Consider the following 25909-nt stretch of genomic DNA (forward strand, 5'->3'; position numbering starts at 1 on the left):
TTTTGCCCAAAATTTAAAGCATTGGAAGTAGTTAAAGGCCTGATAGATTTTATTTTACATATTGATAAGCACCTGGCCGATATAATAAGCCAGTACCATGCTTTAACTTACCTTATCCTGTTCGCTATAATTTTTGCCGAAACCGGGTTTGTAGTTACGCCATTTTTACCCGGCGACTCGCTGTTGTTTGCAGCCGGCGCATTAATTGCAGGCGGCGCAACCGGCTTAAATATTTTTATTTTAGGTATTATATTAATAGCAGCGGCATTTACTGGCAATACGGTTAACTATTTGTTGGGCAGTTATTTGGGTCCTAAAGTATTTAAGAATGATAACAAGATCCTAAAGCTTGATTACTACCTGCAAACCAAGGCGTTTTTTGATAAGCATGGTGGCAAGGCTGTAATATTTAGTCGTTTTATGCCCATTATACGCACCATTGCACCCTTTGTAGCAGGTGTGGGCCGTATGCCTTTTTTAAGATATAGCCTTTACAACATAATAGGAGGCTCGGCATGGATCATCCTTTTCCTTTTTGCAGGATACGAGTTAGGCACTGTTCCGTTCTTTAAGGCGCACTTTACACTGATTGGGGTGGCCATTATCCTGATCTCCATAGTTCCGCCAATTTATGCGGCTATAAAAAGCAGTTCGGCTAAAAAACAGGCTGGGCGCTAAGCTGAAGGGATTTTAATATGTCTGTGTGTTATCTTTTAATCAGTTAACACTTTCCCGGCTTTGTAAAAACTTTCTTCTTTTTGTAGTTTGTTTTTTTGATCGCTGTTAAGCGGTTTATCAATCAGTTTATTCAGATCAGGCTGCCCGGCATCAACCCATGCCGAATACCAGAAACTGCCAACGGATAAAATGGCCGACCGCATTCTTCGTTGAACCATTCCTTTAAGCATTTGGTGATAAGCAGCGGCATATTGAACCGAATAATCTTTTACCTGCTTTTTGCCATGTTGTATAAGCTCATATTTTTTGCCGGGATCAAAGGTGCGGTTAAGTATACGCTCGTAACGTAAAACGGTATCCACACTTTTAAACGATGAGTGGCATATTTTAAATGCTTCGGCAAGCGGGTTATCAATATACCGGGCCTTGCCCACGTAATAATTATATTGATTGCCAAATAACTCCGGCAGTCGGCTCTCCCAAAGGGCATGGATGCCGGTTTGTCCGCTAAGTTGCCCGTTATAGTTTTGGGTTAGGTGCAGCGGCACATGGGCATCGGCAATGTAATGGCCTAAGTTGGCCGATGTATTTAATATGGCCGTAGTATCATGTGCCTTAAACGCTTTTACCAGCTTGTAATAATTGTATTGGATGGTCCACGGTACGGTGCCATATTTGTCAAGCGTATCGGCCGAAAATTTAGCAGCGGCATCATACCAGTTCTGCGGAATTTTACCAAAAGGGTTTTTGCCGTAATGATCGGCGTTTAAATAATGCCTGCGCGCCTCTGTGCTATCCACGTAACGGCGTTTATCGGCGCTCACGGCGTGTTCTGTAATAAAATCAATATTACACCTGTAAAAATTGGCCATTGGCTTAGGTAGCGTAAAAACGGCAAGCCTGTTAATGCGGTAGTGTGCAAAAAATCCCCAGGAGCAGCAACCTAATACCAGCACCAGTGCGCATGCAAGCCTCAGAATTTTTTTCATGCGGGTAGTTAAGGTTTTAATACCCGATAAAATTACAATTCTAAGCTGTTTATGCAATATCTATGTTGTATAAGTTGGTTTAAAATTTTGTCTGGCATAATTGTAAAAAACAAAATGAAAAAAGGTATTTGATATTATAAATAATCATCCTATATTTGCAGTCCTTAAAATAAAAGAAAAAGAATAACAAAGCTATACAATGGCAAATCATAAATCATCATTAAAAAGGATCCGTTCAAACGCTGCGAAGCGCTTACGTAACAGGTATCAGGCAAAAACCACCAGGAACGCCATCAAAAAATTAAGAGGCACAACTACAAAAGCTGATGCAGCTGCTCTTTTAACAAAAGTAGTTTCAATGCTTGATCGTTTAGCCAAAAAGAATGTTATTCATAAAAACAAAGCTTCGAACAATAAATCAAAGCTTACAAAATTTGTAAATAACCTTAAATAAGGTATATTATATAACGTATTTAATAGGCCCGTTTCCTGCTAAGGAGATGGGCTTGTTTTTTTATTTAAAAATACTAAAACAAAACACTATACTTTTTTCGTACAAGTGGTTGTAGCACAGGGCGTGTTATCAAAACACTATGGTATTTTAAAAAGTATTGATGAGGATCTTAGTAACCATATCTTTTTTATTTGTTTCAAGTATTGGTTTTGCCTCCATAAACAAAGGGCGGGTTGATAGTTTAAAAACATTAATGGCATCTTCCTTAAAGAGCCAAACCGTTCCGGATACCTTATACATAAACAGGTTAAACAAGCTCGCCGCTAATTATTTCGAATCAAATCCTGATAGCACCCTTTACTATGGTAATAAAAGTGCCGAGCTTGCCCGTAAAATAAATTACAAGGCCGGCATTGGCGATGGTTTGGTACAGGCTGGCCATGCCAATTATTTTAAAGGCAGGTTTGCACTTGCAAAGCAAAATTTTGACGAAGCAATTTTAAATTACAAAAGCGTAAACAATATAAAAGGGCTTGGCTATTGCTACATGCATTATGGTAAAATGTACAATTTGCTGGCTAACTACAAGCTGGCTTTAAATTACCTGAATTTAGCCGTTGTGTATAATAAAAAACTGGACAATGAGTATGATCTGGCTGATTCGTACAAAAATATAGGTATTGTATATTTTAGCGAGGGTCAATTATCAAAAGCGCTTGATTATTATTATAAAGCACTTTACCTGGATATTAAGCTTAGTAATAAGCATGAAATTGCTGCCAATTATAATGATATAGGCGTTGTTTTGCAAAACATGCATGTTTACCCAAAGGCGCTTGAGTATTTTAAAATAGCGCTTAAAATATTCCAGGCCAATAAGGATATGCAGGCAGTTGGTACAGTAAATGAAAACATTGGTGAAATACTTTTGGCACAAAAAAATTACGATCGCGCCATTGTTTACTTAACAAAAGCTATAAAAATTGCTAAAAGGCAGGATGATAAGGATGGTATGATGTCTGTTTATACCGATCTGGGGCTTTGCTATGCCAATAAAAATCAATTTGGCCCAGCAGTAAAATACCTGGATACCGCGCTGGGCATAGCCGATAAATATAAAAACGTTTACAATAAAGCTTATACATTAATTGGTTTTGCAACGGTTTATAATCAGCAAAAAAATTATAAAAGAGCGTATAAATATGCCATTGAGGGGCAACAGCTGGCTGTAAAATTAGGTAACTTGTCTGTACGGTCAACCGCGGCATTGCAGCTAAATATTACCCTGGCAGGTTTAGGTAAATATAACGAGGCTTATGCAATGCTTAATCAATACATTGCTTTGCAGGATAGCCTTAATAATAACGAAAGCATAGAAAAATTAACCTCCAACAATCTTGCACTTGATTTTGGTACCAAGCAGCATCAGCTTGCCGAACAGCAAAAAGAAAAGGATTTGCTGTACCAGCAAAAAATTAAGCAGCAGCGTTTAATCAACGCCATATTTGGTGTCATTATTTTAGGGATGTTAGGCATTTTGATAGTTTACTACAGGCAAAAGCGCAAGCAGCAAAAAATAAATGCAATGCTTGAGGAGAAGAATTACGAGGTATTGCAGCAAAAAACAAATATTGATGATCAGGCTAAAAAACTGAATGATCTGAATGTTTTAAAGGATAGGCTGATCTCGGTACTTGCACATGATCTGCGAGCGCCGCTTAGTACCTTGCGTGGTTTGTTCAGCCTATTACAGGACGAAACTATTTCGCACCAGCAATTGCTTGATATGATACCTAATGTGCTAAAGAAGTTAGAATATACATCTGACTTTTTAGATACGCTACTATTCTGGATCAACAGCCAGATGGAGAATTTTGAAAACTCAACCAAAAGCTTTTATGTGAAGGATATTGTAGCTTACGAAACAGAAAACTACAATGAGCAGGCATCCTTAAAAGGAATTAACCTGATTGACAGTGTTCCGGGTAACATCGTAGCTTCTGCCGATCCTAATTCAATCCGGATAGTTATCCGTAACCTGATCACAAATGCTATAAAGTTTTCGAAAGAGAATGATACTATTGAGATTACGGCCAGCATGCAGGATGATAAAAACTATATTATCTCGGTTAAAGATACCGGTACCGGTATGACCGACGATCAGCTTAATAAACTTTTTAAAAGTAAAGTAAACAGTAAAACAGGTACTAACAATGAATCGGGTACGGGGATGGGGATGTTGTTTTGTAAAGACCTGGTTGAAAAATGCAGCGGTAAAATATGGGTTACCAGTAAACAGGGGCAGGGTACTAATTTTTCCTTCACTGTTCCGGCCGGTGTTTTAAACGAAACAAGCCTTGCAATAGCATAAAAAGAGGCCCGGTTTTGCCGGGCCTTTTTTATAAATAATTAGTTCAATAAACTAATTATGCGTATTGAATATTTAAAGTGATAGGTACGCTTAAAGCTTTTGATATAATACAATTAGCTTTTGCGCCTTCGGCAATCTCTTTAAACTTATCTTCACTTACGCCGTCAATAACAGTTCCTTTTAATTCAAGATGAATGCCTGTAATGCTAAGGGCCTGCATGTCAAGGTCTAAAATAGCATCAGTTGTTAAATCGCCGGGCGTAAAGCCTGCTTGTGTCAGCGCAGCGCCAACAGCCATTGTAAAACAGCCTGCATGTGCAGCAGCAATCAGTTCTTCAGGGTTGGTGCCAACACCTTCCTGAAAACGGGTTTTGAAAGAGTACTGGGTGTTGTTTAGTGTGGTACTTTGGGTAGTAATTTCTCCTTTTCCCTCGGTTAGTGTGCCATTCCAATGGGCATGTGCTGTACGTTTCATGGTTTTGTTTTTTGTTTAGTAATCTAATTCTGGTATAGTAAATTGTTTGTTTATTTCATCAATAAAGCCCAAAATTTCATCGTGCCCTGCATGCGTTTCGGCCGAGGTAATGAAATGTTTAGGAACCTCCTCAAAAGTTTCTAATAGTGCTTTGCGGAACCTGGCTATATTCTGATCTGTTTTTATGCTTGATTGTTTATCGGCCTTAGTAAATACCAACACAAACGACAGGCCTTTTTCGCCAAGCCAATTGCAAAACTCCACATCAATTTTTTGCGGCTCAAGGCGGCTGTCAATCAATACCAAAACGCATTGCAGGCTTTCGCGTTTATCTAAATAAGTATGTATAAATTTATCCCAGTCAGCTTTTTTGCTTTTTGATGCACGGGCATATCCATAGCCGGGTAAATCAACAATGTACCAGTGGTCATTTATCAAAAAATGATTTATCAACTGTGTTTTGCCCGGTGTTTGCGAAGTTTTGGCCAACCCTTTTTTTGCGGTAAGCATGTTTATCAGCGATGATTTACCCACGTTTGAGCGGCCAATAAAAGCATATTCGGCCTTTACTGGTGGGGGTAACTTTGAAATTTGAGTATTGCTGCAAATAAATTCAGCAGTTTTAATGATCATGCCGTAAAGGTAGGGTTTTACAAGTTAAATTTTAGTTAACCAATTTATGGCTTATTTTTAATTGCTTATTTTACAATCGTTAAACAGTGCAAAAGTTAAATTGTTCTTAAATTTGATGTTTAAACATATAATTAAATGGGCGACTATAAAATTCCCGCGCAAACGCGCATAGGCCATGTGCATTTAAAGGTAAGCGATCTGCAAAAGTCGCTTGATTTTTATAGCGGTTTATTGGGTTTCGAAAAAATGATGATGTATGGCGGGCAGGCGGCATTTATATCGGCTGGCGGATACCATCATCATATTGGTTTAAACACATGGCAAAGTAAAGGTGCGCCACCGGCACCTGAGTATGCTCCCGGCTTGTTTCATACCGTAATTTTATATCCTGAACGTAAAGACCTTGCCGCTATATTGCAGCGGTTAATTGATGCTAAATATCCTATTACCGGTGCATCAGATCATGGCGTATCAGAGGCTATTTATTTAGATGACCCTGACGGCAATGGTGTTGAGCTTTACTGGGACAGGCCCCGTGAGCTTTGGCCATTGGATAGCAATGGCGAATTAACCATGTATACCCAAAGGCTGGATATTGAAGGTTTACTGGCAGAACTGAATGGCCAATAAATTGCGTATGTATTGAACTGTGCAATTTATATTTAATCCGGATTACTGAAATCTGCCATCCGGATTTTAAAATCATCAGCATCAGCATAAAAATAAATTATCTTTGCCCCCGATGAGCAAAATCATAACTCCGTACCACGACCAGCAAGGCACCAAGAAAGAGCAGGTTGCCGATATGTTTAATAATATATCAAAAACCTACGACTTTCTGAACCATTTTATGTCATTAGGGATTGACATCATCTGGCGTAAAAAGGCTATTAACGAATTAAAAAAGGATCAGCCTAAATTAATTTTGGACGTAGCTACCGGAACCGGCGATTTTGCTTTTGAAGCGCTAACCATTTTAAAGCCCGAAAAAATTATCGGTGTTGATATTTCGAGAGGGATGCTTGACATTGCCGATCAGAAAATTTTGAAACGTGGTTTAGGCGATAAGTTTGCCGTTAAATTGGGCGATTCGGAAAAATTGCCTTTTGAGGCCGATGAGTTTGATGCCGTAACCGTTGCGTATGGCGTACGTAACTTTGAAAACCTTGAAAAGGGCCTTGCCGATATTTACCGGGTACTTAAACCGGGTGGCAAAACCGTAGTGCTGGAGTTTTCAAAACCTAAGGCATTCCCAATAAAACAACTGTATAACTTCTATTTTAACTATATTACCCCCGGAATTGGTAAATTATTTTCAAAAGATGCAAGGGCCTATACTTATTTGCCTGAGTCTGTAGCTGCGTTTCCTGATGGAAAAACATTTACAGCGCTTATGGATAAAGTGGGCTTTAAAAGTACCAAAAGCAGGCCTTTAGCGTTTGGTATTTGTTCAATTTATACGGGCGTTAAATGATAAAAAACAGGTACCTGGTAGTAATTTTATTGTGTTTATGCAGTAACTTTTTGCTGGCACAAAGCAAGGTACCATCATGGGGCGGCGGGGCCGATGAAAACGACATTAGCTTCGGTTTTAGCTTTGGCTATGTTAACAGCAACTTTAAAATTACTAAAAAACCAGGCTGGCGCAGCCCGTTTTTTGATCAGGGCACCAATAAATACATAACAGATTCATTAAACAGTATCAGCTCAAAAAGGTTACCCGGCTTTGCCATTGGTTTTATAACCCGCTACCGCATTACCGATCATTTAGAGGCCCGGGCAACACCATCCCTGGTATTTGCTGACCGTTCCCTTTATTATACCTATCCAAACTCATCGCAGGATGTTACTAAGCAGGTGCAATCAACAACACTTGATTTTCCATTGCTTTTAAAGCTAAAATCAGACAGGATTGGTGATTTCAGGGCCTATATGCTGGGCGGCCTTAAATATTCAATGGCCATCGGCTCAAAAAGTAATGATGCCAATACCGATCCGCTCGACAGGCTTGTGAGAAACACCAGCGGCTTTGCATCGTACGAGGCAGGCCTGGGATGCGATATTTACTTTGAATTTTTTAAGCTCTCGCCCGAGATCAAAATATCAAATTCATTAGGCAATGTGCTGGTGCCAGAAAATCAGCCTTTCTCAAGCCCTATCAGTAAATTATCATTACATACCATAATGTTCAGCCTGTATTTTGAATAATATTAGCTGTGCTTGCTTTCATTGCCAGTAAATGACAAGTTATTCAACATAAAAAACATAATTTCGCTGCAATAGTTACCTATGTATGTCTAAAATTGCATTAATAACAGGCGCTACTTCAGGAATTGGAGAGGCTTGTGCCCATTTATTCGCCCGCGAAAAATATAACCTGGTACTAACCGGCCGCAGGCTTGACCGCTTGGAGAAATTAGCAAAAAAGCTTAACGACAAGTATAATGTTGAAGTTGCCATATCGCAGTTTGATGTGAGCGATAGCGCCCAGGTAGTAGATAACCTGGAAGCCCTGCCTGCAAAATGGAAAAAGGTAAATGTATTGGTTAACAACGCCGGTTTAAGCCAGGGGCTTGATCCTATTCAAAACGGAAGTTTTAGCGATTGGGATACCATGATTGATACCAATGTGAAAGGCCTGCTGTATGTAAGCAAAGTAGTAGCCAACTGGATGATTACAAATAAATTTGGACATATAGTAAATATTGGCTCAATTGCAGGTAAGGAAGTTTATGCAAACGGGAATGTTTACTGCGCCACCAAACATGCGGTTGATGCTTTAAATAAAGGAATGCGGATTGATTTACTGCCACATGGTATAAAGGTTACTGCTATACATCCCGGCGCGGTTGAAACGGAGTTTTCTGAAGTGCGCTTTAAAGGCGATAAGGAAAGGGCCAAAAAAGTTTACGAAGGCTTTGAGCCTTTAGTGGCCGATGATATTGCCGAAACCATTTGGTTTGTAGTATCGCGCCCGGCACATGTTAACATAAACGATATGGTGGTTATGCCAACCGCACAGGCAACGGCTGGCAATATTTTCCGTAAATAACAGATATAGATAATCTCCCGGATTCCGGATTCAATATAAAAAAGATGTCATTAATTACCCAGATAGATCAGGATATTAAACAGGCCATGCTGGCTAAGCAGGCTGATAAGTTAAGAGGTTTGCGCGCCATAAAATCTGCCTTGCTGATGGCAAAGACAGAAAAAGGGGCAGCCGAAGAATTAACGCAGGAGGCAGAAACTAAGGTTTTACAAAAATTAGTAAAACAACGCAAGGAATCTGCCGAGATCTATAAAACTCAAAACCGCGAAGATCTGTACCAGATAGAAATTGATGAGATGCAGGTAATTGAGCCTTATTTGCCGCAGCAAATGTCGCGGTTTGAAATTGAAGGTTACCTGCAGGAACTGATAAGCCGCTTAGGTGCAACATCAGTAAGTGATATGGGCAGAGTGATGGGTATGGCCAATAAAGAATTAGCTGGCCAGGCCGACGGGCGCACAATATCAGAAGTGGTAAAGCAGCTACTGGGATAATAAATTGCTTTATTTGTTGTAACTAAATTGCAATAAGCTATTTTTATGGCGGGATTTGATAAAGCAATACAATAGCTGAAATTCCGTTTAACGGTTAAAATTTAAACTTTTACAAATTTATATGGATTTCGTGCTTAAAGAGGAACATGGTTTTAGTTACATCGATGAGGGCGAAGGTGAGGTTTTATTACTATTACACGGCTTAATGGGGGCATTGAGCAACTGGGGCGCGGTGGTAGAGGAGTTCAGATCGGAGTACAGGGTAATTATACCTATATTACCTATTTATGATTTGCCTTTGTTAACCACCGGTGTAAAAAGCCTGTCGAAGTTTGTTCATAAATTTATAAAATTTAAGGGGCTTACCAACGTTACACTATTAGGTAATTCGTTGGGTGGGCATGTTGGGTTAATATATGTATTGGCACACCCCGAATATGTAAAGGCAATGGTATTAACAGGTAGCTCAGGCTTGTATGAAAATGCTTTTGGCGGAACGTTCCCGAGGCGTGAAAATTACGAATTTGTGAAGGAAAAGGTTGAATATACATTTTACGACCCTAAAACCGCAACAAAAGAACTGGTTGATGACGTTTACAGAATTATAAACGACAGGCCAAGTGTGATCAGAATATTAGCGATGGCCAAATCAGCCATCAGGCATAATATGAAGAAAGATCTGCACAAAATACATGTCCCGGTATCACTTATATGGGGCCGTGATGACAAGATAACACCGCCTGAAGTGGCCATTGAGTTTAAAGCAGAACTGCCCAATGCAGATTTGCATTGGATTGATAAATGCGGCCACGCTGCCATGATGGAGCAGCCGCAGGAGTTTAATAAGTTACTAAGGCTGTTTTTAGATAAAATAAAAAAATGATATGCTTGCAGTTGAGTTGATATCTGATTCGATACCCCCGGTACATACCTCTGACCCGATACAGAGGGCCTATGACCGTATGGTGGAGTTCCGCATCAGGCATTTACCAATTGTAAACGAAGATCAGTTTTTGGGCCTGCTATCTGAAAATGATTTTATAGCCGAAAGCGATCTGCAAACGCCAATAGGTTCCTTAGCATTATCGCTGGTTAATCCTTATGTACTCGAAGACCAGCATATATATGATGTGATCCGTGTTTTTTATGAGCGCCAGTTAACGGTTGTACCGGTACTTGATGCCAATAAAAACTACAGCGGATTAATAACAATAAACTCCCTTAATGAGTATTTTGCCCGCTTAACTTCTGTTGAGCAACCGGGGGGCATCATTGTGCTGGAGATCAATAACAAGAACAACTCGCTGGCGCACATGGCGCAGATTGTTGAATCAGACAATGCGCAGATCCTGAGCTCTTATGTACGCACCTTTCCGGATTCGACACGTATGGAGGTTACCCTTAAGGTAAACAAGCAGGATATATCAAATATTATAGCCACCTTTTTGCGTTACGAGTATGATATAAAGGCTACCTTTAATCATACCGGCGATAATGATAATTCAAGGGACAGGTATAATTCATTAATGAACTATCTTAATTTGTAATTGGTTATTAGTTCATTTGTTCAGTAGTGTTTTTTATGTTTTATATAGATTATACTATCCGGGTGATTCAACTAATTAACTGATGAACAAGTGAAGCATCAACAAAACAAATGAAAATAGCAATTTACGGCAGGCAGTTTAATGATCCCGTTGTACTTCCATATATCCAGCAGGTATTTGATGTTCTTTCCCGGCATGGTGTAGAAATTTATGTTCATCAGCAGCTTTACGGTTACCTGCGCGAAAATATACATACCGTTAACTACACCGAACTTGAAAACACTGATAAAATAAAAGGCTTTATCGACTTGTTTTTAACTCTTGGCGGTGATGGTACACTGCTTGATATGGTTACCATGATCCGTGATTCGGGAATCCCCGTTATTGGTATAAACTTTGGCCGTTTAGGATTTTTAGCCAGTATCAATAAAAACGATATTGAAGCTGCTATAAATGCTGTTGTAAATAAAGAGTTTACTTTAGACAGCCGTGAACTGATCTCCATCACCTCTGATCTAGAGATATTTGGTGATGATAATTTTGCCCTTAATGATATAACCATCCATAAGCGGGATGATTCGGCAATGATCACCACCCATGTTTTTCTTAACGGCGAGTTCCTGAACTCCTATTGGGGTGATGGGATCATTATATCAACGTCAACGGGTTCAACCGCTTATTCATTAAGCTGTGGCGGCCCAATTATTTTACCCGAATCAAATACCATTGTTTTAACGCCAGTATCACCTCATAATTTAAACGTAAGGCCTATTGTACTGCCCGATACCAGTGTATTATCATTTGATGTGGAGTGCCGCTGTACCAACTACCTGGTATCGTGCGATTCGCGTACGGCGGTAATTGATAAAACCATGCGATTCCAGGTTAAAAAAACAGGGTTCAAACTAAATCTTATCCGTTTAAATAATGAAAGCTATTTATCAACGTTAAGAAATAAATTATTGTGGGGGCTTGATGTCCGCAATTACTAAATTTACCGGATGCCCAAATTTGTACTATTTATAGCTTTGGTTTGTATATCTGTTGGCTCAAGGGCACAAACCTGGGAACTGGGCGGCTCATTGGGCGGTGCTGGTTACATGGGCGATCTGAACCCCAATAACCCTGTAAAAATAAGCGGCCTTGCTATTGGTGGCTTTGTGAAACGTAACTTTAACGGGTATTTGTCTGCAAAGCTTAATCTTAATTTAGGCAAAATAAGTGGTGCCGATAGCACCTCTGGCGATGCGCAATTTCGCCAGCGTAACTTAAGTTTCAATACCTCGTTGCAGGAAGTAAGCCTTACCGGGGAGTTCAATTTTATGCATTATATTCCTGAGGCCGGTAAAAATAAATTTACACCGTACATTTTTTTTGGGGTGGCTGCTGCCAATTATTACCCTTATGTTAATTACAACGGGCATTCATACAGTTTACGTGGGGAAAGAACTGAAGGGCAAAAGAAAAATTATGCAACCACTGCTTTTTCTTTTCCTTACGGGGTGGGGGTTAAGTATAATATTTTAGGCAAGTTTACGCTTGGGGCCGATATTGGGTACAGGAATCCCAATACCGATTACCTGGATGATGTTAGCGGCCTTTACCCCAACAAAGCAGGCATGAGTGGCCTCGCTAAGGCATTGTCAGACCGTTCGGGCGACAAGACCGGGGTTTATATCGGCTCGGCTGGAACACAGCGTGGCGACCTTAACCCGCGCGATACTTACTTTTTTGCACAGTTTACCTTATCATACACCTTTGTTACCCAAAAATGTTATTTTCAATAACGTTTAAAAGCTAACCATTTATCGGGATTTTTAATTGCATCATTGTTGCAATAAGTAATTAATTGCTGCGTTTAGTATTAAAATGATAGTCCTTTATCATTTGGCAACCAATTTATTAACCTTAATCCTTAAAGTCATGGCTGAGTTAAATCAATCCTCCGGAAGATCAGGCAGTAAAAAAACGTTAAAAAAATTGCCTCCTAATGTTGACCTCACCGCAATGGTCGATCTTGCATTTTTACTGATCACATTTTTTATGCTTACCACCTCACTGGCCAAACCGCGCATAATGCCGGTGGTAATGCCAAGTAATGGCCCGTCGGGCGCGGTATCTGAAAAAACAACCATGACTATTTGCCTGGGTAAAAATAACCAGGTGTTGTGGTACCTGGGGATGGCCGGTAAGCCGTTGAACAACCCGCAGGTAACCAGTTATGGCAGTGGGGTACGCTCGGCTATCATCCAAACTAAAATACAGGTACTGGCATCAACAGGCAAGCCCCTTATGGTATTGGTAAAACCATCCGATCATTCAATATATGATAACCTGGTTAATACGCTTGATGAAATTAGCACTACCGAGGTGCCATCGTACGCAATAGCCAAAATAGAACCAAAGGATATTGAACTTTTAAAACAAAAAGGAATTTATTAATTAACAGCATCAGCAAATCAGTGGGTAATATTGTTTGTTAAGGTTTAAATACCGGGAGCTTACATTATTATCTGCTGATTTTTTTAATTAAGTGGCTGGCAAAAGCCATTAGCATTTGCGGGTTCCCTAACCCTTTAACTCAATTGCCAGCTATCCCTGTATAGGGATAAAATTTAGTAACATTTTCTTTTCCATTAGTATACTAAAAAAAATACAATTAAGTTTTACCTTTGTCCCCTGAAAAAATTAGCGAAAGTTGTTGAAAACCGGGCTAAAATATGATCAATTTTGATGATTGATTAGTCAGGGGTATGTATTATAGGGTATGTTTTAGCAATAAATTATACTTTACAAGCCAGATTACGGCTTTTAATAAACGTTATAATGGGATATAAGGATCAGATTGATTTGTTAAAATTGCCGCAGCACATAGCTATTATTATGGATGGTAATGGCAGGTGGGCAAAAGAAAAAGGCAAATTACGAGTATTTGGTCATCATAGTGGGGTGGTTTCTGTTAGGGATGTAGTTGAAGGCGCCACCATACTTAACTTAAAATATTTAACGTTATATACTTTTTCGTCCGAGAATTGGAACAGGCCAAAGCTTGAGGTTATGGCCATTATGGAGCTTATGGTAAGCACCATTCATAAAGAGATTAAAAACTTTATGGAAAAAAACGTGCGTCTGCAGGCCATAGGCGATCTGCAAATGCTGCCACCCAAGGCCCTCAGGGAGTTAAATAATGCCATTGAGCAAACATCAGCAAACACAGGGTTAGTGCTTACACTGGCCTTGAGCTACAGCTCGCGCCGCGAAATTGTAAAGGCTGCCAAAGATATTGCGGCTAAAGTGCAAAGCGGTGAAATGAATATTGAGGATATTAACGAAGAAACTTTTGAAAACAATTTATATACCAGTGGCATGCCAAATCCCGAATTGCTGATCAGAACAAGCGGCGAACACCGCATAAGTAACTATCTGCTTTGGCAAATTGCCTATGCCGAATTATACTTCACGTCAAAGTTATGGCCTGATTTCCGCAAGGAGGATTTATACGAAGCTATACTTGATTATCAGAAACGCGAACGCCGTTTTGGGATGACAAGTGAGCAGGTCAACTAAATTTTTACTTTTAACACTTTTTAACAACTGTATAAATTATTTTTAGCCCACTAAAATATTCGAATGAATAAATTTCTTTTTGCTATACTTTTCCTTGTAATGAGCTCCGCAGCTATGGCTCAGGTAACTGGTCAGCCGAGGTACTCATTATCAAAATCAGCACTTCCGGCCGATAGTTTGAGCTACCTTGATCCCAAAGATTACATTATTGGCGGTATTACAATTACCGGTACTACCTATTTGGATAAGGATGTATTACTTACCATTTCAAAGCTAAACAAGGGCGACCGTATTAATTTACCGGGCGAGGCTAATGCTAACGTAATTAAAAACATGTACGGGCAGGGTTTGTTTGATGATGTGCAATTAAACATCACCAAAATAAACCTGGATACCATTTATCTGGAAATTGCAGTTGTTGAGCGTCCGCGTTTATCACGCCTGCACTTAACCGGGCTTCGTAAGGGCGAGATTGAGGATGTACAGAAAAAGCTATCAGATAAAACGGGCAAAATTGTAAATGAGAACCTTATAAGCACTACTACTGCTATTATTAAAAAGCATTTTAATGAAAAAGGTTTCCTGAATACTACAGTAACCATCAAACAACGCAAGGATCCGGGAGATGCCAACAGCGTAATACTCGATGTTGCGATTGATAAAAAGGAAAAGGTAATGATAACTGAAGTTACCTTTGAGGGTAACAAGGCGTTTTCGAGCAAAAAATTAAGAAAGCTGCTTAAAAAGACACGTACCCGTAAGTTTTACAACATATTTGGATCGCGTAAGTTTAAACAGGATAAATACGACGAGGACAAACAGAACCTGATTGCAAAAGTGCAGGCCAAAGGTTACCGTGATGCCGAAATCCTCAGCGATACCGTATTTAAAACAGGAGCCAACACTGTTGGTATCAAGATAAAAGTATTTGAAGGGCATAAATATTACTTCGGTAACATCAAATGGTCTGGCAATGCAAAATACTCTGCTGATATATTGAACAAGATCTTCCACATTAAAAAAGGAGATGTATTTAGCGAAGAGGAACTGAACAAAAGGCTAACAGGCCCAACACCAAGTAATGATGACGTATCATCATTTTACCTGAATGATGGTTACCTTACCTACAATGCCGATCCGGTACAGGTTAGGATATACAATGATACCGTTGATATGGATATCAGGGTATATGAAGGCCCTCAGTATACTATTAACCGTGTTATACTTAAAGGTAACGATGTAACCAACGATAAGGTGGTTATGCGTGAAATAAGAACCAAACCCGGACAAAAATTTAATAAAGAACTATTAATACGCAGTACCCGTGAAATTGGCCAGTTAGGTAACTTTGATGAGCAAAAAACCGAGCCTAAGCCAACCAACATTAATCCGCAGGATGGTACGGTTGATATTGTTTATAACGTAGTTGAAAAGCCATCAGATCAGATTGAACTATCAGGCGGTTTTGGTGGTGGCCAGTTGGTGGGTACATTGGGTTTAACATTCAATAACTTCTCGCTGCGTAACATCTTCCACCTTAAGGCTTACAAACCGCTGCCAAAAGGCGATGGACAAAAGCTAAGCTTAAGAGGCCAGTCGAGCGGAAGAACCTATCAAAACTTCTCGTTCACGTTCTCTGAGCCTTGGTTAGGTGGTAAAAAACCTATTTACTTTGCAGTGTCGGCTTATACACAGTTAAGTTCAACAGGCCAGTATTATGCAACTACCGATTCGCGTTATAATAAATTAAGAATTAACGGTATTGGTGTTACTTTAGGTAAACGTTTAAACTGGCCGGATAACTACTTCCAGTTAAACTACTCACTTAACTTTGATCACTATAATTTGGATAACTATACCGGTTACCTGTTCCAGAACGGTACATCGTATAACATCAAATTAACGCAGGAGTTAAGCCGTAACTCGATAGATGTACCTATCTATCCAACATCAGGTTCAAACATTAAGCTTACTATACAGGGTACGCCGCCATATTCATTATTTAATAATGTTAACTACAAAATAGCCACGCCAGAGGAACGCTACCATTTTGTTGAGTATTATAAATTTAAGTATGATGCGCAGTGGTTCACCAAAATTACCGGTAAGCTGGTACTGATGTCGCAGGTTAGGTTTGGTTTCTTAGGCCAGTACAATACCGAAGTTGGGCAGTCGCCGTTTGAAAGGTTTAAATTAGGTGGTGATGGTATGCAGAGTTACCAGTTTTTACAGGGTAGTGATATAATTGGCTTAAGGGGTTATCAAAACTTCTCTATCATCCCGGCAGGAACAAATTATACAACTGATACCAACCCGGGTAGCTCAATCTACAATAAATATACCATGGAGCTTCGTCACCCGGTTATCCAGGGGCAGTCTGCAACCATATTTATGTTAGCATTTGCCGAAGGTGGAAATGTTTGGAATTCTTTTGATAAATTCGACCCATTCAACGTTAAACGCTCAGTAGGTATTGGAGCAAGAATATTTTTACCTATTTTTGGTCTGCTTGGATTAGATTATGGTTATGGATTTGATAAGATACCGGGTATACCGGATGCTAACAGAGGCCAGTTCCATTTTTCAATATCACAGAGCTTAAACGGCGGGTTTAATTAATTTGCAAAGCAATTTGATGAGGAAGGCAATTTTAGTAATAGTATTTACGTTTATATCGCTCACCGCTGCATTTGCACAGCGGTTTGCGTATGTAGATTCGGACTATATATTAAAACATATGCCCGAATATGCATCGGCACAAAAACAATTAGAGGCATTATCAGTACAGTGGCAAAAGGAGGTAGATCAGCGTTACCAGGAGATAGACAGGTTGTATAAAGCTTTACAGGCCGATCAGGTTTTGATGACACCTGATATGAAAAAGCGCCGTGAAGCAGAAATTGCCGATAAGGAGCAAACAGCTAAAGATTTTCAGCGTCAAAAATTTGGTCCGGATGGTGAACTTGCAAAACGCAGCACCTCGGCAATAAAACCGGTTCAGGATAAAATGGCCAAAGCCATACAAGCCGTTGCCGAAAGCGATAACCTGGATATGATATTTGACAAAAACAGTGAGGTAATGATGCTGTATGCAAACCCACGATATGATAAAAGTGCAGATGTACTAACACGCCTTGGCTTAAAACCAGGAGTATTTGCAAAATAAATTTTAAAAACTATAATAATCCCCATACTTTTAAACACAGAACAAACAAAAAATGAAAAAATTATTTAAAGTTGCTTTAGTTGCGGTAAGCATGTTATTTGTAAGTAACCTGGCCAGCGCGCAAAGTAAAATTGGCTATATCAATTTTGGTGAAGTTATTCGCGCCCTGCCTGAATTTAAAACCATGCAATCGCAGGTAGAGATCTATCAGAAACAATTTATTGATCAGCTAACTGCTATGAACACTGAATTCCAGACCAAAGGCCAGGATTTTCAAAAAACAAGTGCAACAATGACTGATGCAGTTCGTTCATCAAAACAAACTGAATTACAGGATTTCCAGAAACGCATTCAGGATTATCAAAATGATGCGCAACAAAAAGTTGATGCAAAAAGCAATGAGTTGTCAAAACCATTAATTGATAAAGCCCGTGCTGCTGTTACTGCTGTAGCTAAAGAAAAAGGTTACAATTACGTATTAGACTCAAGCCAGACTACATTTATCGTTTCGCCGGAAGGTGACGACCTGATGGCTTCTGTTAAAGCTAAATTAGGTTTAAAATAACCAGTAATTACTTAAGCATTATAAAGCGCCCTGCAATTGTGGGGCGCTTTTTTTATTTTTGTACAGATGTTAAACAATAAGTCAATAGGGATATTTGATTCGGGCTACGGAGGCCTCACTGTTTTCAGGTCGATTTTTGAACAACTGCCCGAGTATGATTATGTTTATTTAGGTGATACCGCAAGGGCACCCTACGGTAACCGATCGTTTCAAAGTATTCATCAATACACATGGGAGTGTGTGCAATGGCTTTTTGAGCAGGGATGCCAGTTGGTGATACTGGCCTGTAATACAGCATCGGCCAAAGCGCTGCGTAACATACAACAGATAGACCTTAAAAGCCAGGACCCTGCTAAAAGGGTATTGGGCGTTATCAGGCCAACAGCCGAGGTTATTGGTAACTATACCCAAACCAAACATATTGGCGTGTTAGGCACAAAGGGAACGGTACAATCGGGCTCGTATGTAATTGAGATCGGGAACTTTTTTCCGGATGTTAAAGTTTACCAGCAAGCCTGCCCATTATGGGTACCTTTAATTGAAAATGGTGAGTATGATAAACCGGGTGCAGACTATTTTGTAAAAAAATACCTGGATCAAATATTGGCGCAATCGCCGGATATTGATACGCTTTTACTGGCTTGTACACATTACCCGCTGATACAGGCAAAAATTAAAGAGTATCTATCGCCCGGTATAAAAGTGGTGTCGCAGGGTGATATTGTGGCCAAAAGCCTGGTTGATTACCTGCAGCGCCATCCTGAAATGGAAGCCAGTATCAGCAGGAATGCCACACAAAAGTTTTTTACCACAACTGATGACACTGCCGATTTTGATCACTATGCCGAGATCTTTTTTTCGGCAGCTGTAAAATCATCATTTGCCGATGTTAAGTGTTAGGTATAATAGTCTAATCAACTAAATCTACCAACTTACTCAAGTATTAAACCTAATCCAACTCAATCAAGCAAATTTTACTAAGTTTGCAGTTTAAGCAAAAGGGTTGAATTTTTACATCACATATTTTTTAGTAGCAATAGGACTGTTTGGCTTTTCGGCCCTGTTCGCGTTGTTTGGGGTATATGCTGAGCGTAAGGTATCTGCCTTTATACAAGACAGGCTTGGCCCTACCGAAACCGGAAAATACGGCAGCCTGCAAACCTTTGCAGATATTTTAAAAATGCTGCAAAAGGAATTAATAACCCCTGCCGCTGCCGATAAACTGCTGTTTATTTTAGCACCTGCCATTATTTTTATTGCCGTTTACATGGGCTTTGCCGCAATGCCCTGGGCACCGGGTTTGGTACCCTCAAAATTAAATATCGGCGTATACTATGTATTCGCTATTATCTCTATCGAAACTTTGGGCATATTAATGGCCGGTTGGGGATCAAACAATAAATATTCCATTTTGGGGGCTATGCGTTCTGCAGCGCAGATCATTTCCTACGAGATACCGGCGGGTTTTACCCTGGTATCTGTAGTGATGATTGCGCAGACCATGAACCTGCAGGATATTGCTATACAGCAGGGTATCTTATCGCCCGAAACAATAAAATTCTCGGGCTTTTGGGATGTAACCAATATTGGTGGTGTTTTTGCCTGGAACATTTTCAGGGCGCCGCACCTGATCATTGCCTTTGTAATTTACTTTATAGCTTCACTGGCCGAAAGCAACCGCGCGCCATTTGATATACCGGAGGCTGAGTCGGAACTGGTGGCAGGTTTCCATACCGAATATACCGGGTTGCGGTTTGCTATGGTTTTTTTAGCCGAATACTCCATGATGTTTTTGGTATCAATGATCGGGGTTATCTTATTTTTGGGTGCCTGGAACACGCCACTGCCTAACATAGGTTCGGTTCATTTAGCATCTTTGACAACTGGCACTTTGTGGGGGATACTTTGGATAATTATTAAAACGTTTACCCTTATCGGCGTGCAGATGTGGATCAGGTGGACGTTGCCACGTTTCAGGGTTGATCAGCTGATGGACCTGTGCTGGAAGGTATTAACACCACTCGCATTTTTATGTATGCTGATATCTGGCATCTGGCGGTTATTTTTGATGTAATTAGGCAATGATAAAAGGAATTATAAAAGGTTTTACAACTGCGTGGACGGGGGCAAAGATCACCCTGAAGCATCTTTTTGCATCGCATAAACAAAGGGAGCTGCTGCCTGCAAGTGATACTAATTACTTTAAGCAGCTTGAGGGTACAAATACCATTCAATACCCGCATCAAAAATTGGCCATTCCTGAGGTTGGGCGATACCAGCTTGATGTGGAAATGGACGATTGTATTGTTTGTGACCTTTGCGCAAAGGTTTGCCCGGTTAACTGCATTGATATTGAATCTATAAAAGCCACGGAGGCCATTGGCCAAACATCTGATGGTACAACCAAACGCCTTTATGCTGCCAAGTTTGATATTGACATGGCCAAGTGCATGTACTGCGGCTTGTGTACCATTGTTTGCCCTACCGAATGTATTGTAATGACCAACCAATACGATAAAAGTGTTTTTGAACTCAGCCAGCTCACCTACCAGTTTTCGGACATGTCGCCCGAGTTGGCGGCCGAAAAAAGGCAGGAGTTTGACCTGATGCAGGCAGAAAAGCAGGCCGCTAAATTAGCTGCCATGCAGAAAAAGGAGGGGGGTGCATGAATTTAGTACAGGTGCTTTTTTACGTAATGGGTTTTATTGCATTGGCCTCGGCCATATTTGTGGCGGCTACAACAAACCTGGTACGATCAATATTTATGTTTTTTGTTACGCTTTTAGCTTTGGCGGGCTTATACGTGCTTGCCCTGGCTGATTTTGTGGCCATGACACAGATAGTAATTTATGTAGGGGGTATTCTGGTGCTTATCCTGTTCGCATTTATGTTATCAGGTAAAGAGACATTGAATATTATGGCGCAGCAAAGGGGTAAGTTTATCAGCATTAAAAAATTACCGGCCTTATTATTGGCTGCATTTTTTTTGATCGTTATGCTAAACATGATATTTAAGGTAGATGCTGATAATTTAGACTGGGTAAAAAAATCAGTAAGTTATAAAAATGTGGTCTTGCCAACATCGCCAACTACCGAGAACATTGGGGTTAACCTGATGACTAAATATTTACTGCCGTTTGAAGCCATATCTATTTTATTAATGGTAGCCCTGGTAGGTGCAGCACATTTAGCACGAAAGGGGGCTCGGGAATGATCCCGCTAACTGATTTTTTGGTAGTAGGTGCCGTATTGTTTTGTATTGGCTTGTACATGATCGTATCTAAACACAATGCCATCCAGATATTGATAGGCATTGAGCTGATGCTTAATGCTGCCATACTAAACCTGGTAGCCTTTGGCAAATACGACCGCTTTAATAATGCCGGGCAGGTATTTGCTCTTTTTGCCATTGTGCTTGCTGCTGCAACAACAGCAGTAGCCCTTGCCATAATTTTAAACGTTTACAAGCAATATAAAACGATTGATCCGGATAAGATTGATAATTTGAAAGATTAAATAATGGTAAAGCTGATATTTTTAAGTTATTTATGTTTTTTAATTAATGTGGCATTAGCTCAGGATTCCACAAGTTATAAGCTCCTAATTAGAGATGATCTAACCATAAATGCAAGTCATCCCTTGTATGTAATAGATAATGCCATTTCATTAAAAACATTTCAAGATTTAAATCCTAATGATATTCTTAGCGTATCAGTTTTAAAAGATAAAGAAGCCGAAACAATTTACGGATCAAGAGCAACAAACGGAGCGTTGGTTATTACCACTAAAAAATATGCGATAGATAACTATCAAAAGAATTTCAGTAGTCATTCTGCAAAATATAAGAAATACCTTGATGCGCATCATGGTAAAGATAATGATTGCGGGTACGTATTAAACGGTACTTATATTACTGGGAAAGATAGTAGTGAGATTATAACAAAGCTTTATGAGATTTCTTCTGAAAAAATAAGAATGATAAATTTCATTGATAATGACTTTCGCAATGGAAACAAGATAAAGGAACTGGTTATCATAACAACGAAAAAATAACATTGGAGAACTTTTTACAATCCATAGATACCTTAACCGTCCGCTTTGCACTGGCAGCAGTGTTACTGCCTTTGCTTGCCTTTATAATTAATTGCAGCATTCCGGGTAAGCAAAATAAGGTATCAGGCTGGGTTTCGGCTGTGGCTATATTAATAAGCTGTGTTCTGTCGGTCTTTATATTTTCGCGGGTTTGGAACAGCCACCAGGTGCACCAGCAGCAATTGTGGTTTACCATTGGCGATACCAAGGTATACACAGGCATTTTATTGAATAACCTTTCGGTTTTAATGCTGCTGTTAGTAAACCTGATTGCCTTGCCTGTGCATATCTACTCCACCGCCTACATGAAGCACGACGAGCATTACAGCCGTTACTTTGCATACTTAAGTCTGTTTTGCTTTAGCATGCTGGCTTTGGTAGTGGTTGATAATTTAGTATTGTTTTATGCTTTTTGGGAATTAGTGGGCTTTTCATCCTACCTGCTTATCGGCTTTTGGTTTACAAAAGATAAGGCGGTGCAGGCCAATAAAAAAGCATTCATCATGAACCGCATTGGTGATATTGGTTTGCTAACGGCTATCATAATCCTTTTTGTACAGTTCCGCACCTTTGATATTGACCAGCTTTTTGGGGCATCAGGTTTGGTTAAGCAAGCTTTTATTGATGGCGGCTCATGGATTTCGACTGTAAAATCATACCAGCTTAATAGTTTGGGCGGCCTTGATGAGCATGTTGTTTTTTTACCCATAGCCTGGCAATATGTGGCCTTTACCGGAGTCTTTTTGGCGGTGGCGGCTAAGTCGGCACAGTTCCCGCTGCATACCTGGCTGCCTGATGCTATGGAAGGGCCAACATCGGTATCGGCGCTTATCCACGCGGCAACAATGGTTGCAGCAGGGGTGTTCTTGTTAGGCAGGGTTTATCCATTATTTAATGAGGTTGAGTTAAGCACACTTGCCATTGTGGGCTGCTTCACCGCTTTTATGGCAGCAACCATTGCCCTCACCCAAAACGATCTGAAACGCATATTGGCATATTCCACCATATCGCAATTAGGGTATATGGTTATGGCAATGGGCGTCGGCGCCTATACATCATCATTGTTCCATTTGGTTACACATGCCTTTTTCAAGTGCCTGTTATTTTTAGTAGCGGGTATTGTTATCCACCAGATGCAGCATATTAAGGAGGATAACGAGCTTAATATCGATCCTCAAAATATTCAATACATGGGTGGGCTGCGTAAAAAACTGCCTTTCACCTTTGTGGTAGCTGTAATAGCAGCGCTTGCATTAATAGGTTTGCCGTTTACCTCGGGTTATTTATCAAAGGATGGTATATTGATCAAAGCCTTTGAATGGTCGGATGGTAAAAGCATCGCATTTAAACTGATCCCTGTTTTAGCATTGTTCACTACCTGGCTTACGGCTTTTTACGTTATCAGGCTAATAGTAAAAGTATTTTTTGGCGATTTTAGGCTTCTGCAATTAAAACAGGATATTTCGCTCCACATTACAGATGGTGGCTGGACTTATAAACTTCCATTAGGTTTGTTGGCGGTTTGTTGTTTGTTCCCGCTGTTTTCGTTAAATCCATTGGTTTATGAGCATGCCTGGATCTTTGATGGATTACCAGCCGCAGCAACTACCGAAGCAGGAAGCCTGTATCATATTCTTATCCCGGTAGGGGTAAATGTAATAAGCATTTTGGTAATTAGCTGGGCTTATATGATCTACTCAAAACCGAAATCGCCTTTTTCGGAAAGCGGATTTTTATTTAACCTCTCTTTTAACCAATGGTATTTTGATGCCATTTACACCAAATTATTTGTAAAACCCATACTGAGTTTAGGTAATACCCTTTTCTGGTTCGATCGTACGGTTATTGATGGCTTTATCCATTTATTAGCTAAAACGGGTATCGCGTTGGCAAAACTTGCCGACTGGACAGACCGCTACATAATTGACGGTTTTTTAAACCTGATGGTGGCAATGGTACAGGCTATAGGTAATTTTGCACGCAGGTTTCAGGGCGGTAAGGTTCAATATTATTTATTTAGTATGCTGGTAATTATACTGGCTTTGTTTATTTTGAAAATTGTTTTTTAGATCATAATCCAGCAGATGCATATTTTAACCATACTCATATTTATCCCCATCCTGTTTGGTGTTATTATAGCGTTACTGCCATCTGAGTGGCGGGGCACTTTTAAGTATATTACCTTGCTGGCTACCCTGGTACAATTAGGGATGAGTATCTATATCTATTGCAACTTTAAAACCGGAACGGCCTTTACCGGTATAAACTACCAGGATCAGTTTCAGTTTATGCAAAAACTACCCTGGATAAATCTTGACCTGGGTACTATTGGTAAAATGCAGATTGATTATTTTGTTGGGATTGATGGGCTCTCTATCACCCTGCTGATAATGACATCCTTTGTGTTAGTTATTGCGGCGCTGGCATCATGGGAGATCAAAAGTAATTTAAAAGGATTTTTTGTGTTATTCCTGCTGCTGGATATGGCAGTGATGGGTGTATTCTGCTCGTTGGATTTCTTCCTGTTTTATGTGTTTTATGAATTGATGCTGTTACCGCTTTACTTTTTAATAGGTATGTGGGGCGGTGCAAGGCGCGAGTATGCGGCCATAAAGTTTTTCCTCTACACTTTATTCGGATCGGTATTTATGCTGCTGGTAATGATCGGGCTATACCTTTCAGTAAAAGATCCGGTTACGGGCAACCATACCTTTAACATGATACAGATGATGAACCCGGCCAATTATGATCAGGGTTCTGTATTTTCGGTATTGGGTCATCAAACCATATTTGGTATGTCGGCACGGTCTGTTGGCTTTGTGGTATTGTTTATTGCGTTTGCTATTAAAGTACCCGTTGTGCCCTTGCATACCTGGCTGCCCGATGCACACGTTGAGGCGCCAACCCCGGTATCTATCATATTAGCCGGTATCTTATTAAAAATAGGGGGTTACGGCATCATTCGGATCTGTGTGGGCATTTTCCCGGAAATTGCTTATGCCGATGCTTACTGGCTTGGGTTGTTAGGCGTAATCTCCATTTTATACGGTGCGCTTAATGCATTGGCCCAAAACGATCTTAAACGATTGATCGCCTATTCATCAATATCACACATGGGCTTTGTTTTGTTAGGTATTGCTTCGCAAACCAACGAGGGGTTGAGCGGTGCGGTAATGCAAATGGTTAGCCATGGGTTTTTATCAACCATGCTGTTCTTTTTGGCCGGGGTTATTTATAACCGCGTACATGACAGGGGCATTACCCATTTCAGGGGTTTGGCAACGCTGATGCCAAAGTATACCGTGTTTATAATGATCGCTTTTTTTGCCTCATTGGGTTTACCGGGCTTTTCAGCCTTTATAGGCGAGGCATTTTCGCTGATGGGCGCTTTCAGGTCGCCGCTTACTAACGGTCTTATACCTTACTGGATGGCCGCCTGCGGCTCATTGGGTATATTGTTAGGTGCCGTTTATTTTTTGTGGACCTTACAACGCATGTTTTTTGGCCCTGTTAACCTTAAAGGAGGCTCGGTTTGGAAAATTGCTTTAACCGATTTAAACATCCGCGAAAAAATAACCCTGGTGCCTTTGGCAGTTATGGTATTGGTTTTAGGCTTAATGCCATCATTAGTGTTTGATAAGATCAATGATTCAATACTGGGGCTAACGCAATTTGTACAGCTTATGTCTAAATCAATATTGCGGTAGCAGGCCTTTGGGCAGTTCATTTTTATCAGTTAAATAAATATTTGCATTTCGCTTATGGAAAAATGCAGATCACAGCATCTTGTAAATAACCGGCAGCTAAAGCAGCAGCCTGGCAACTA

28 protein-coding genes are annotated in these 25909 nt (G+C 40.1%); 25 read left to right on the forward strand and 3 right to left on the reverse strand.

What is annotated here, in order from left to right; genetic code table 11:
• The first annotated feature begins 21 nt into the window (after positions 1-21).
• On the forward strand, positions 22-678 hold the full coding sequence (locus ACQY4U_RS14740) for a VTT domain-containing protein (protein WP_428330204.1): 657 nt from the start codon (positions 22-24) through the stop codon (positions 676-678).
• Positions 679-713: 35 nt separating this feature from the next.
• Here the strand turns inward: ACQY4U_RS14740 and ACQY4U_RS14745 are convergent, their stop codons facing one another.
• Positions 714-1667, reverse strand: a complete 954-nt coding sequence (locus tag ACQY4U_RS14745) for a zinc dependent phospholipase C family protein (protein ID WP_428330205.1) — start codon at positions 1665-1667, stop codon at positions 714-716.
• 199 nt (positions 1668-1866) lie between these two features.
• On the opposite strand from ACQY4U_RS14745, the gene rpsT reads away from it, so the two are divergent.
• Together rpsT and ACQY4U_RS14755 are read left to right on the forward strand one after the other, a co-directional pair.
• The gene (gene rpsT / locus ACQY4U_RS14750) at positions 1867-2121 is read left to right on the forward strand and encodes a 30S ribosomal protein S20 (protein ID WP_428330206.1); all 255 of its coding nucleotides are present in this window, start codon (positions 1867-1869) and stop codon (positions 2119-2121) included.
• A gap of 160 nt (positions 2122-2281) precedes the next feature.
• A complete protein-coding gene (locus tag ACQY4U_RS14755) occupies positions 2282-4492 on the forward strand; it encodes a tetratricopeptide repeat protein (RefSeq protein WP_428330207.1) in 2211 nt (736 codons plus the stop codon).
• A 55-nt stretch (positions 4493-4547) separates the two neighbouring features.
• On the opposite strand, the gene ACQY4U_RS14760 is transcribed toward ACQY4U_RS14755, so the two are convergent.
• Positions 4548-4967 carry an OsmC family protein gene (locus ACQY4U_RS14760; protein ID WP_428330208.1) on the reverse strand — a complete coding sequence of 140 codons (420 nt, stop codon included), beginning with the start codon at positions 4965-4967 and terminating at the stop codon, positions 4548-4550.
• 15 nt (positions 4968-4982) lie between these two features.
• The gene (gene yihA, locus ACQY4U_RS14765; RefSeq protein WP_428330209.1) at positions 4983-5600 is read right to left on the reverse strand and encodes a ribosome biogenesis GTP-binding protein YihA/YsxC; all 618 of its coding nucleotides are present in this window, start codon (positions 5598-5600) and stop codon (positions 4983-4985) included.
• A gap of 135 nt (positions 5601-5735) precedes the next feature.
• Here yihA and ACQY4U_RS14770 point away from each other — a divergent pair, with 135 nt between their 5' ends.
• From ACQY4U_RS14770 to ACQY4U_RS14875, 22 genes are all read left to right on the forward strand, one after another.
• Positions 5736-6230 carry a VOC family protein gene (locus tag ACQY4U_RS14770; protein ID WP_428330210.1) on the forward strand — a complete coding sequence of 165 codons (495 nt, stop codon included), beginning with the start codon at positions 5736-5738 and terminating at the stop codon, positions 6228-6230.
• Between the two features lie 112 nt (positions 6231-6342).
• Complete coding sequence (gene ubiE / locus ACQY4U_RS14775) at positions 6343-7074, forward strand: bifunctional demethylmenaquinone methyltransferase/2-methoxy-6-polyprenyl-1,4-benzoquinol methylase UbiE (RefSeq protein WP_428330211.1); 732 nt, start codon at positions 6343-6345, stop codon at positions 7072-7074.
• Positions 7071-7808: an outer membrane beta-barrel protein gene (locus ACQY4U_RS14780; protein WP_428330212.1), complete on the forward strand. Its 738-nt coding sequence runs from the start codon at positions 7071-7073 to the stop codon at positions 7806-7808. Before ubiE ends, ACQY4U_RS14780 begins: the two co-directional genes overlap by 4 nt.
• Before the next feature lie 85 nt (positions 7809-7893).
• Positions 7894-8652, forward strand: a complete 759-nt coding sequence (locus ACQY4U_RS14785) for an SDR family oxidoreductase (RefSeq protein ID WP_428330213.1) — start codon at positions 7894-7896, stop codon at positions 8650-8652.
• A gap of 44 nt (positions 8653-8696) precedes the next feature.
• Positions 8697-9146 (forward strand): GatB/YqeY domain-containing protein, encoded by a 450-nt coding sequence (locus tag ACQY4U_RS14790; protein ID WP_428330214.1) that lies wholly within the window; start codon positions 8697-8699, stop codon positions 9144-9146.
• A 121-nt stretch (positions 9147-9267) separates the two neighbouring features.
• Positions 9268-10029, forward strand: coding sequence for an alpha/beta fold hydrolase (locus ACQY4U_RS14795; protein ID WP_428330215.1), 762 nt, complete (start codon positions 9268-9270; stop codon positions 10027-10029).
• A gap of 1 nt (position 10030) precedes the next feature.
• Positions 10031-10693, forward strand: a complete 663-nt coding sequence (locus ACQY4U_RS14800) for a CBS domain-containing protein (protein ID WP_428330216.1) — start codon at positions 10031-10033, stop codon at positions 10691-10693.
• A gap of 110 nt (positions 10694-10803) precedes the next feature.
• Entirely contained in the window at positions 10804-11685 is an 882-nt protein-coding gene (locus tag ACQY4U_RS14805) for an NAD kinase (RefSeq protein WP_428330217.1), read from the forward strand.
• 9 nt (positions 11686-11694) lie between these two features.
• On the forward strand, positions 11695-12480 hold the full coding sequence (locus ACQY4U_RS14810; RefSeq protein WP_428330218.1) for a DUF6089 family protein: 786 nt from the start codon (positions 11695-11697) through the stop codon (positions 12478-12480).
• A 136-nt stretch (positions 12481-12616) separates the two neighbouring features.
• Entirely contained in the window at positions 12617-13135 is a 519-nt protein-coding gene (locus ACQY4U_RS14815) for an ExbD/TolR family protein (protein WP_428330219.1), read from the forward strand.
• 384 nt (positions 13136-13519) lie between these two features.
• Positions 13520-14260 (forward strand): isoprenyl transferase, encoded by a 741-nt coding sequence (locus ACQY4U_RS14820; protein WP_428330220.1) that lies wholly within the window; start codon positions 13520-13522, stop codon positions 14258-14260.
• A 63-nt stretch (positions 14261-14323) separates the two neighbouring features.
• The gene (gene bamA / locus ACQY4U_RS14825; protein ID WP_428330221.1) at positions 14324-16879 is read left to right on the forward strand and encodes an outer membrane protein assembly factor BamA; all 2556 of its coding nucleotides are present in this window, start codon (positions 14324-14326) and stop codon (positions 16877-16879) included.
• A gap of 16 nt (positions 16880-16895) precedes the next feature.
• Entirely contained in the window at positions 16896-17426 is a 531-nt protein-coding gene (locus ACQY4U_RS14830; protein ID WP_428330222.1) for an OmpH family outer membrane protein, read from the forward strand.
• 52 nt (positions 17427-17478) lie between these two features.
• Entirely contained in the window at positions 17479-17991 is a 513-nt protein-coding gene (locus ACQY4U_RS14835; RefSeq protein ID WP_428330223.1) for an OmpH family outer membrane protein, read from the forward strand.
• Positions 17992-18057: 66 nt separating this feature from the next.
• On the forward strand, positions 18058-18891 hold the full coding sequence (gene murI / locus ACQY4U_RS14840; protein WP_428330224.1) for a glutamate racemase: 834 nt from the start codon (positions 18058-18060) through the stop codon (positions 18889-18891).
• 103 nt (positions 18892-18994) lie between these two features.
• Positions 18995-20065, forward strand: coding sequence for a complex I subunit 1/NuoH family protein (locus ACQY4U_RS14845; protein WP_428330225.1), 1071 nt, complete (start codon positions 18995-18997; stop codon positions 20063-20065).
• Positions 20066-20072: 7 nt separating this feature from the next.
• Positions 20073-20660: a 4Fe-4S dicluster domain-containing protein gene (locus tag ACQY4U_RS14850; protein ID WP_428330226.1), complete on the forward strand. Its 588-nt coding sequence runs from the start codon at positions 20073-20075 to the stop codon at positions 20658-20660.
• Positions 20657-21205 carry an NADH-quinone oxidoreductase subunit J family protein gene (locus tag ACQY4U_RS14855; RefSeq protein ID WP_428330227.1) on the forward strand — a complete coding sequence of 183 codons (549 nt, stop codon included), beginning with the start codon at positions 20657-20659 and terminating at the stop codon, positions 21203-21205. Before ACQY4U_RS14850 ends, ACQY4U_RS14855 begins: the two co-directional genes overlap by 4 nt.
• Positions 21202-21507, forward strand: coding sequence for an NADH-quinone oxidoreductase subunit NuoK (gene nuoK / locus ACQY4U_RS14860; RefSeq protein WP_428330228.1), 306 nt, complete (start codon positions 21202-21204; stop codon positions 21505-21507). Before ACQY4U_RS14855 ends, nuoK begins: the two co-directional genes overlap by 4 nt.
• Positions 21508-21510: 3 nt before the next feature.
• Positions 21511-22044, forward strand: a complete 534-nt coding sequence (locus ACQY4U_RS14865) for a hypothetical protein (protein ID WP_428330229.1) — start codon at positions 21511-21513, stop codon at positions 22042-22044.
• Positions 22045-22046: 2 nt separating this feature from the next.
• Complete coding sequence (gene nuoL, locus ACQY4U_RS14870; RefSeq protein WP_428330230.1) at positions 22047-24152, forward strand: NADH-quinone oxidoreductase subunit L; 2106 nt, start codon at positions 22047-22049, stop codon at positions 24150-24152.
• A 15-nt stretch (positions 24153-24167) separates the two neighbouring features.
• Positions 24168-25790, forward strand: coding sequence for a complex I subunit 4 family protein (locus ACQY4U_RS14875; protein WP_428330231.1), 1623 nt, complete (start codon positions 24168-24170; stop codon positions 25788-25790).
• The last annotated feature ends 119 nt before the right edge of the window (positions 25791-25909 follow it).

Origin of the sequence: Mucilaginibacter sp. (genome assembly GCF_965277465.1) — a bacterium.
GTDB lineage: Bacteria > Bacteroidota > Bacteroidia > Sphingobacteriales > Sphingobacteriaceae > Mucilaginibacter.

What these genes read in the sequence shown, in the direction of transcription:
- ACQY4U_RS14745 (WP_428330205.1), bottom strand. Translation starts at nt 1,667, where the DNA reads ATGAAAAAAATTCTGAGGCTTGCATGCGCACTGGTGCTGGTATTAGGT.
- rpsT (WP_428330206.1), top strand. Translation starts at nt 1,867, where the DNA reads ATGGCAAATCATAAATCATCATTAAAAAGGATCCGTTCAAACGCTGCG.
- ACQY4U_RS14755 (WP_428330207.1), top strand. Translation starts at nt 2,282, where the DNA reads ATGAGGATCTTAGTAACCATATCTTTTTTATTTGTTTCAAGTATTGGT.
- ACQY4U_RS14760 (WP_428330208.1), bottom strand. Translation starts at nt 4,967, where the DNA reads ATGAAACGTACAGCACATGCCCATTGGAATGGCACACTAACCGAGGGA.
- yihA (WP_428330209.1), bottom strand. Translation starts at nt 5,600, where the DNA reads ATGATCATTAAAACTGCTGAATTTATTTGCAGCAATACTCAAATTTCA.
- ACQY4U_RS14770 (WP_428330210.1), top strand. Translation starts at nt 5,736, where the DNA reads ATGGGCGACTATAAAATTCCCGCGCAAACGCGCATAGGCCATGTGCAT.
- ubiE (WP_428330211.1), top strand. Translation starts at nt 6,343, where the DNA reads ATGAGCAAAATCATAACTCCGTACCACGACCAGCAAGGCACCAAGAAA.
- ACQY4U_RS14780 (WP_428330212.1), top strand. Translation starts at nt 7,071, where the DNA reads ATGATAAAAAACAGGTACCTGGTAGTAATTTTATTGTGTTTATGCAGT.
- ACQY4U_RS14785 (WP_428330213.1), top strand. Translation starts at nt 7,894, where the DNA reads ATGTCTAAAATTGCATTAATAACAGGCGCTACTTCAGGAATTGGAGAG.
- ACQY4U_RS14790 (WP_428330214.1), top strand. Translation starts at nt 8,697, where the DNA reads ATGTCATTAATTACCCAGATAGATCAGGATATTAAACAGGCCATGCTG.
- ACQY4U_RS14795 (WP_428330215.1), top strand. Translation starts at nt 9,268, where the DNA reads ATGGATTTCGTGCTTAAAGAGGAACATGGTTTTAGTTACATCGATGAG.
- ACQY4U_RS14800 (WP_428330216.1), top strand. Translation starts at nt 10,031, where the DNA reads ATGCTTGCAGTTGAGTTGATATCTGATTCGATACCCCCGGTACATACC.
- ACQY4U_RS14805 (WP_428330217.1), top strand. Translation starts at nt 10,804, where the DNA reads ATGAAAATAGCAATTTACGGCAGGCAGTTTAATGATCCCGTTGTACTT.
- ACQY4U_RS14810 (WP_428330218.1), top strand. Translation starts at nt 11,695, where the DNA reads ATGCCCAAATTTGTACTATTTATAGCTTTGGTTTGTATATCTGTTGGC.
- ACQY4U_RS14815 (WP_428330219.1), top strand. Translation starts at nt 12,617, where the DNA reads ATGGCTGAGTTAAATCAATCCTCCGGAAGATCAGGCAGTAAAAAAACG.
- ACQY4U_RS14820 (WP_428330220.1), top strand. Translation starts at nt 13,520, where the DNA reads ATGGGATATAAGGATCAGATTGATTTGTTAAAATTGCCGCAGCACATA.
- bamA (WP_428330221.1), top strand. Translation starts at nt 14,324, where the DNA reads ATGAATAAATTTCTTTTTGCTATACTTTTCCTTGTAATGAGCTCCGCA.
- ACQY4U_RS14830 (WP_428330222.1), top strand. Translation starts at nt 16,896, where the DNA reads ATGAGGAAGGCAATTTTAGTAATAGTATTTACGTTTATATCGCTCACC.
- ACQY4U_RS14835 (WP_428330223.1), top strand. Translation starts at nt 17,479, where the DNA reads ATGAAAAAATTATTTAAAGTTGCTTTAGTTGCGGTAAGCATGTTATTT.
- murI (WP_428330224.1), top strand. Translation starts at nt 18,058, where the DNA reads ATGTTAAACAATAAGTCAATAGGGATATTTGATTCGGGCTACGGAGGC.
- ACQY4U_RS14850 (WP_428330226.1), top strand. Translation starts at nt 20,073, where the DNA reads ATGATAAAAGGAATTATAAAAGGTTTTACAACTGCGTGGACGGGGGCA.
- ACQY4U_RS14855 (WP_428330227.1), top strand. Translation starts at nt 20,657, where the DNA reads ATGAATTTAGTACAGGTGCTTTTTTACGTAATGGGTTTTATTGCATTG.
- nuoK (WP_428330228.1), top strand. Translation starts at nt 21,202, where the DNA reads ATGATCCCGCTAACTGATTTTTTGGTAGTAGGTGCCGTATTGTTTTGT.
- ACQY4U_RS14865 (WP_428330229.1), top strand. Translation starts at nt 21,511, where the DNA reads ATGGTAAAGCTGATATTTTTAAGTTATTTATGTTTTTTAATTAATGTG.
- ACQY4U_RS14875 (WP_428330231.1), top strand. Translation starts at nt 24,168, where the DNA reads ATGCATATTTTAACCATACTCATATTTATCCCCATCCTGTTTGGTGTT.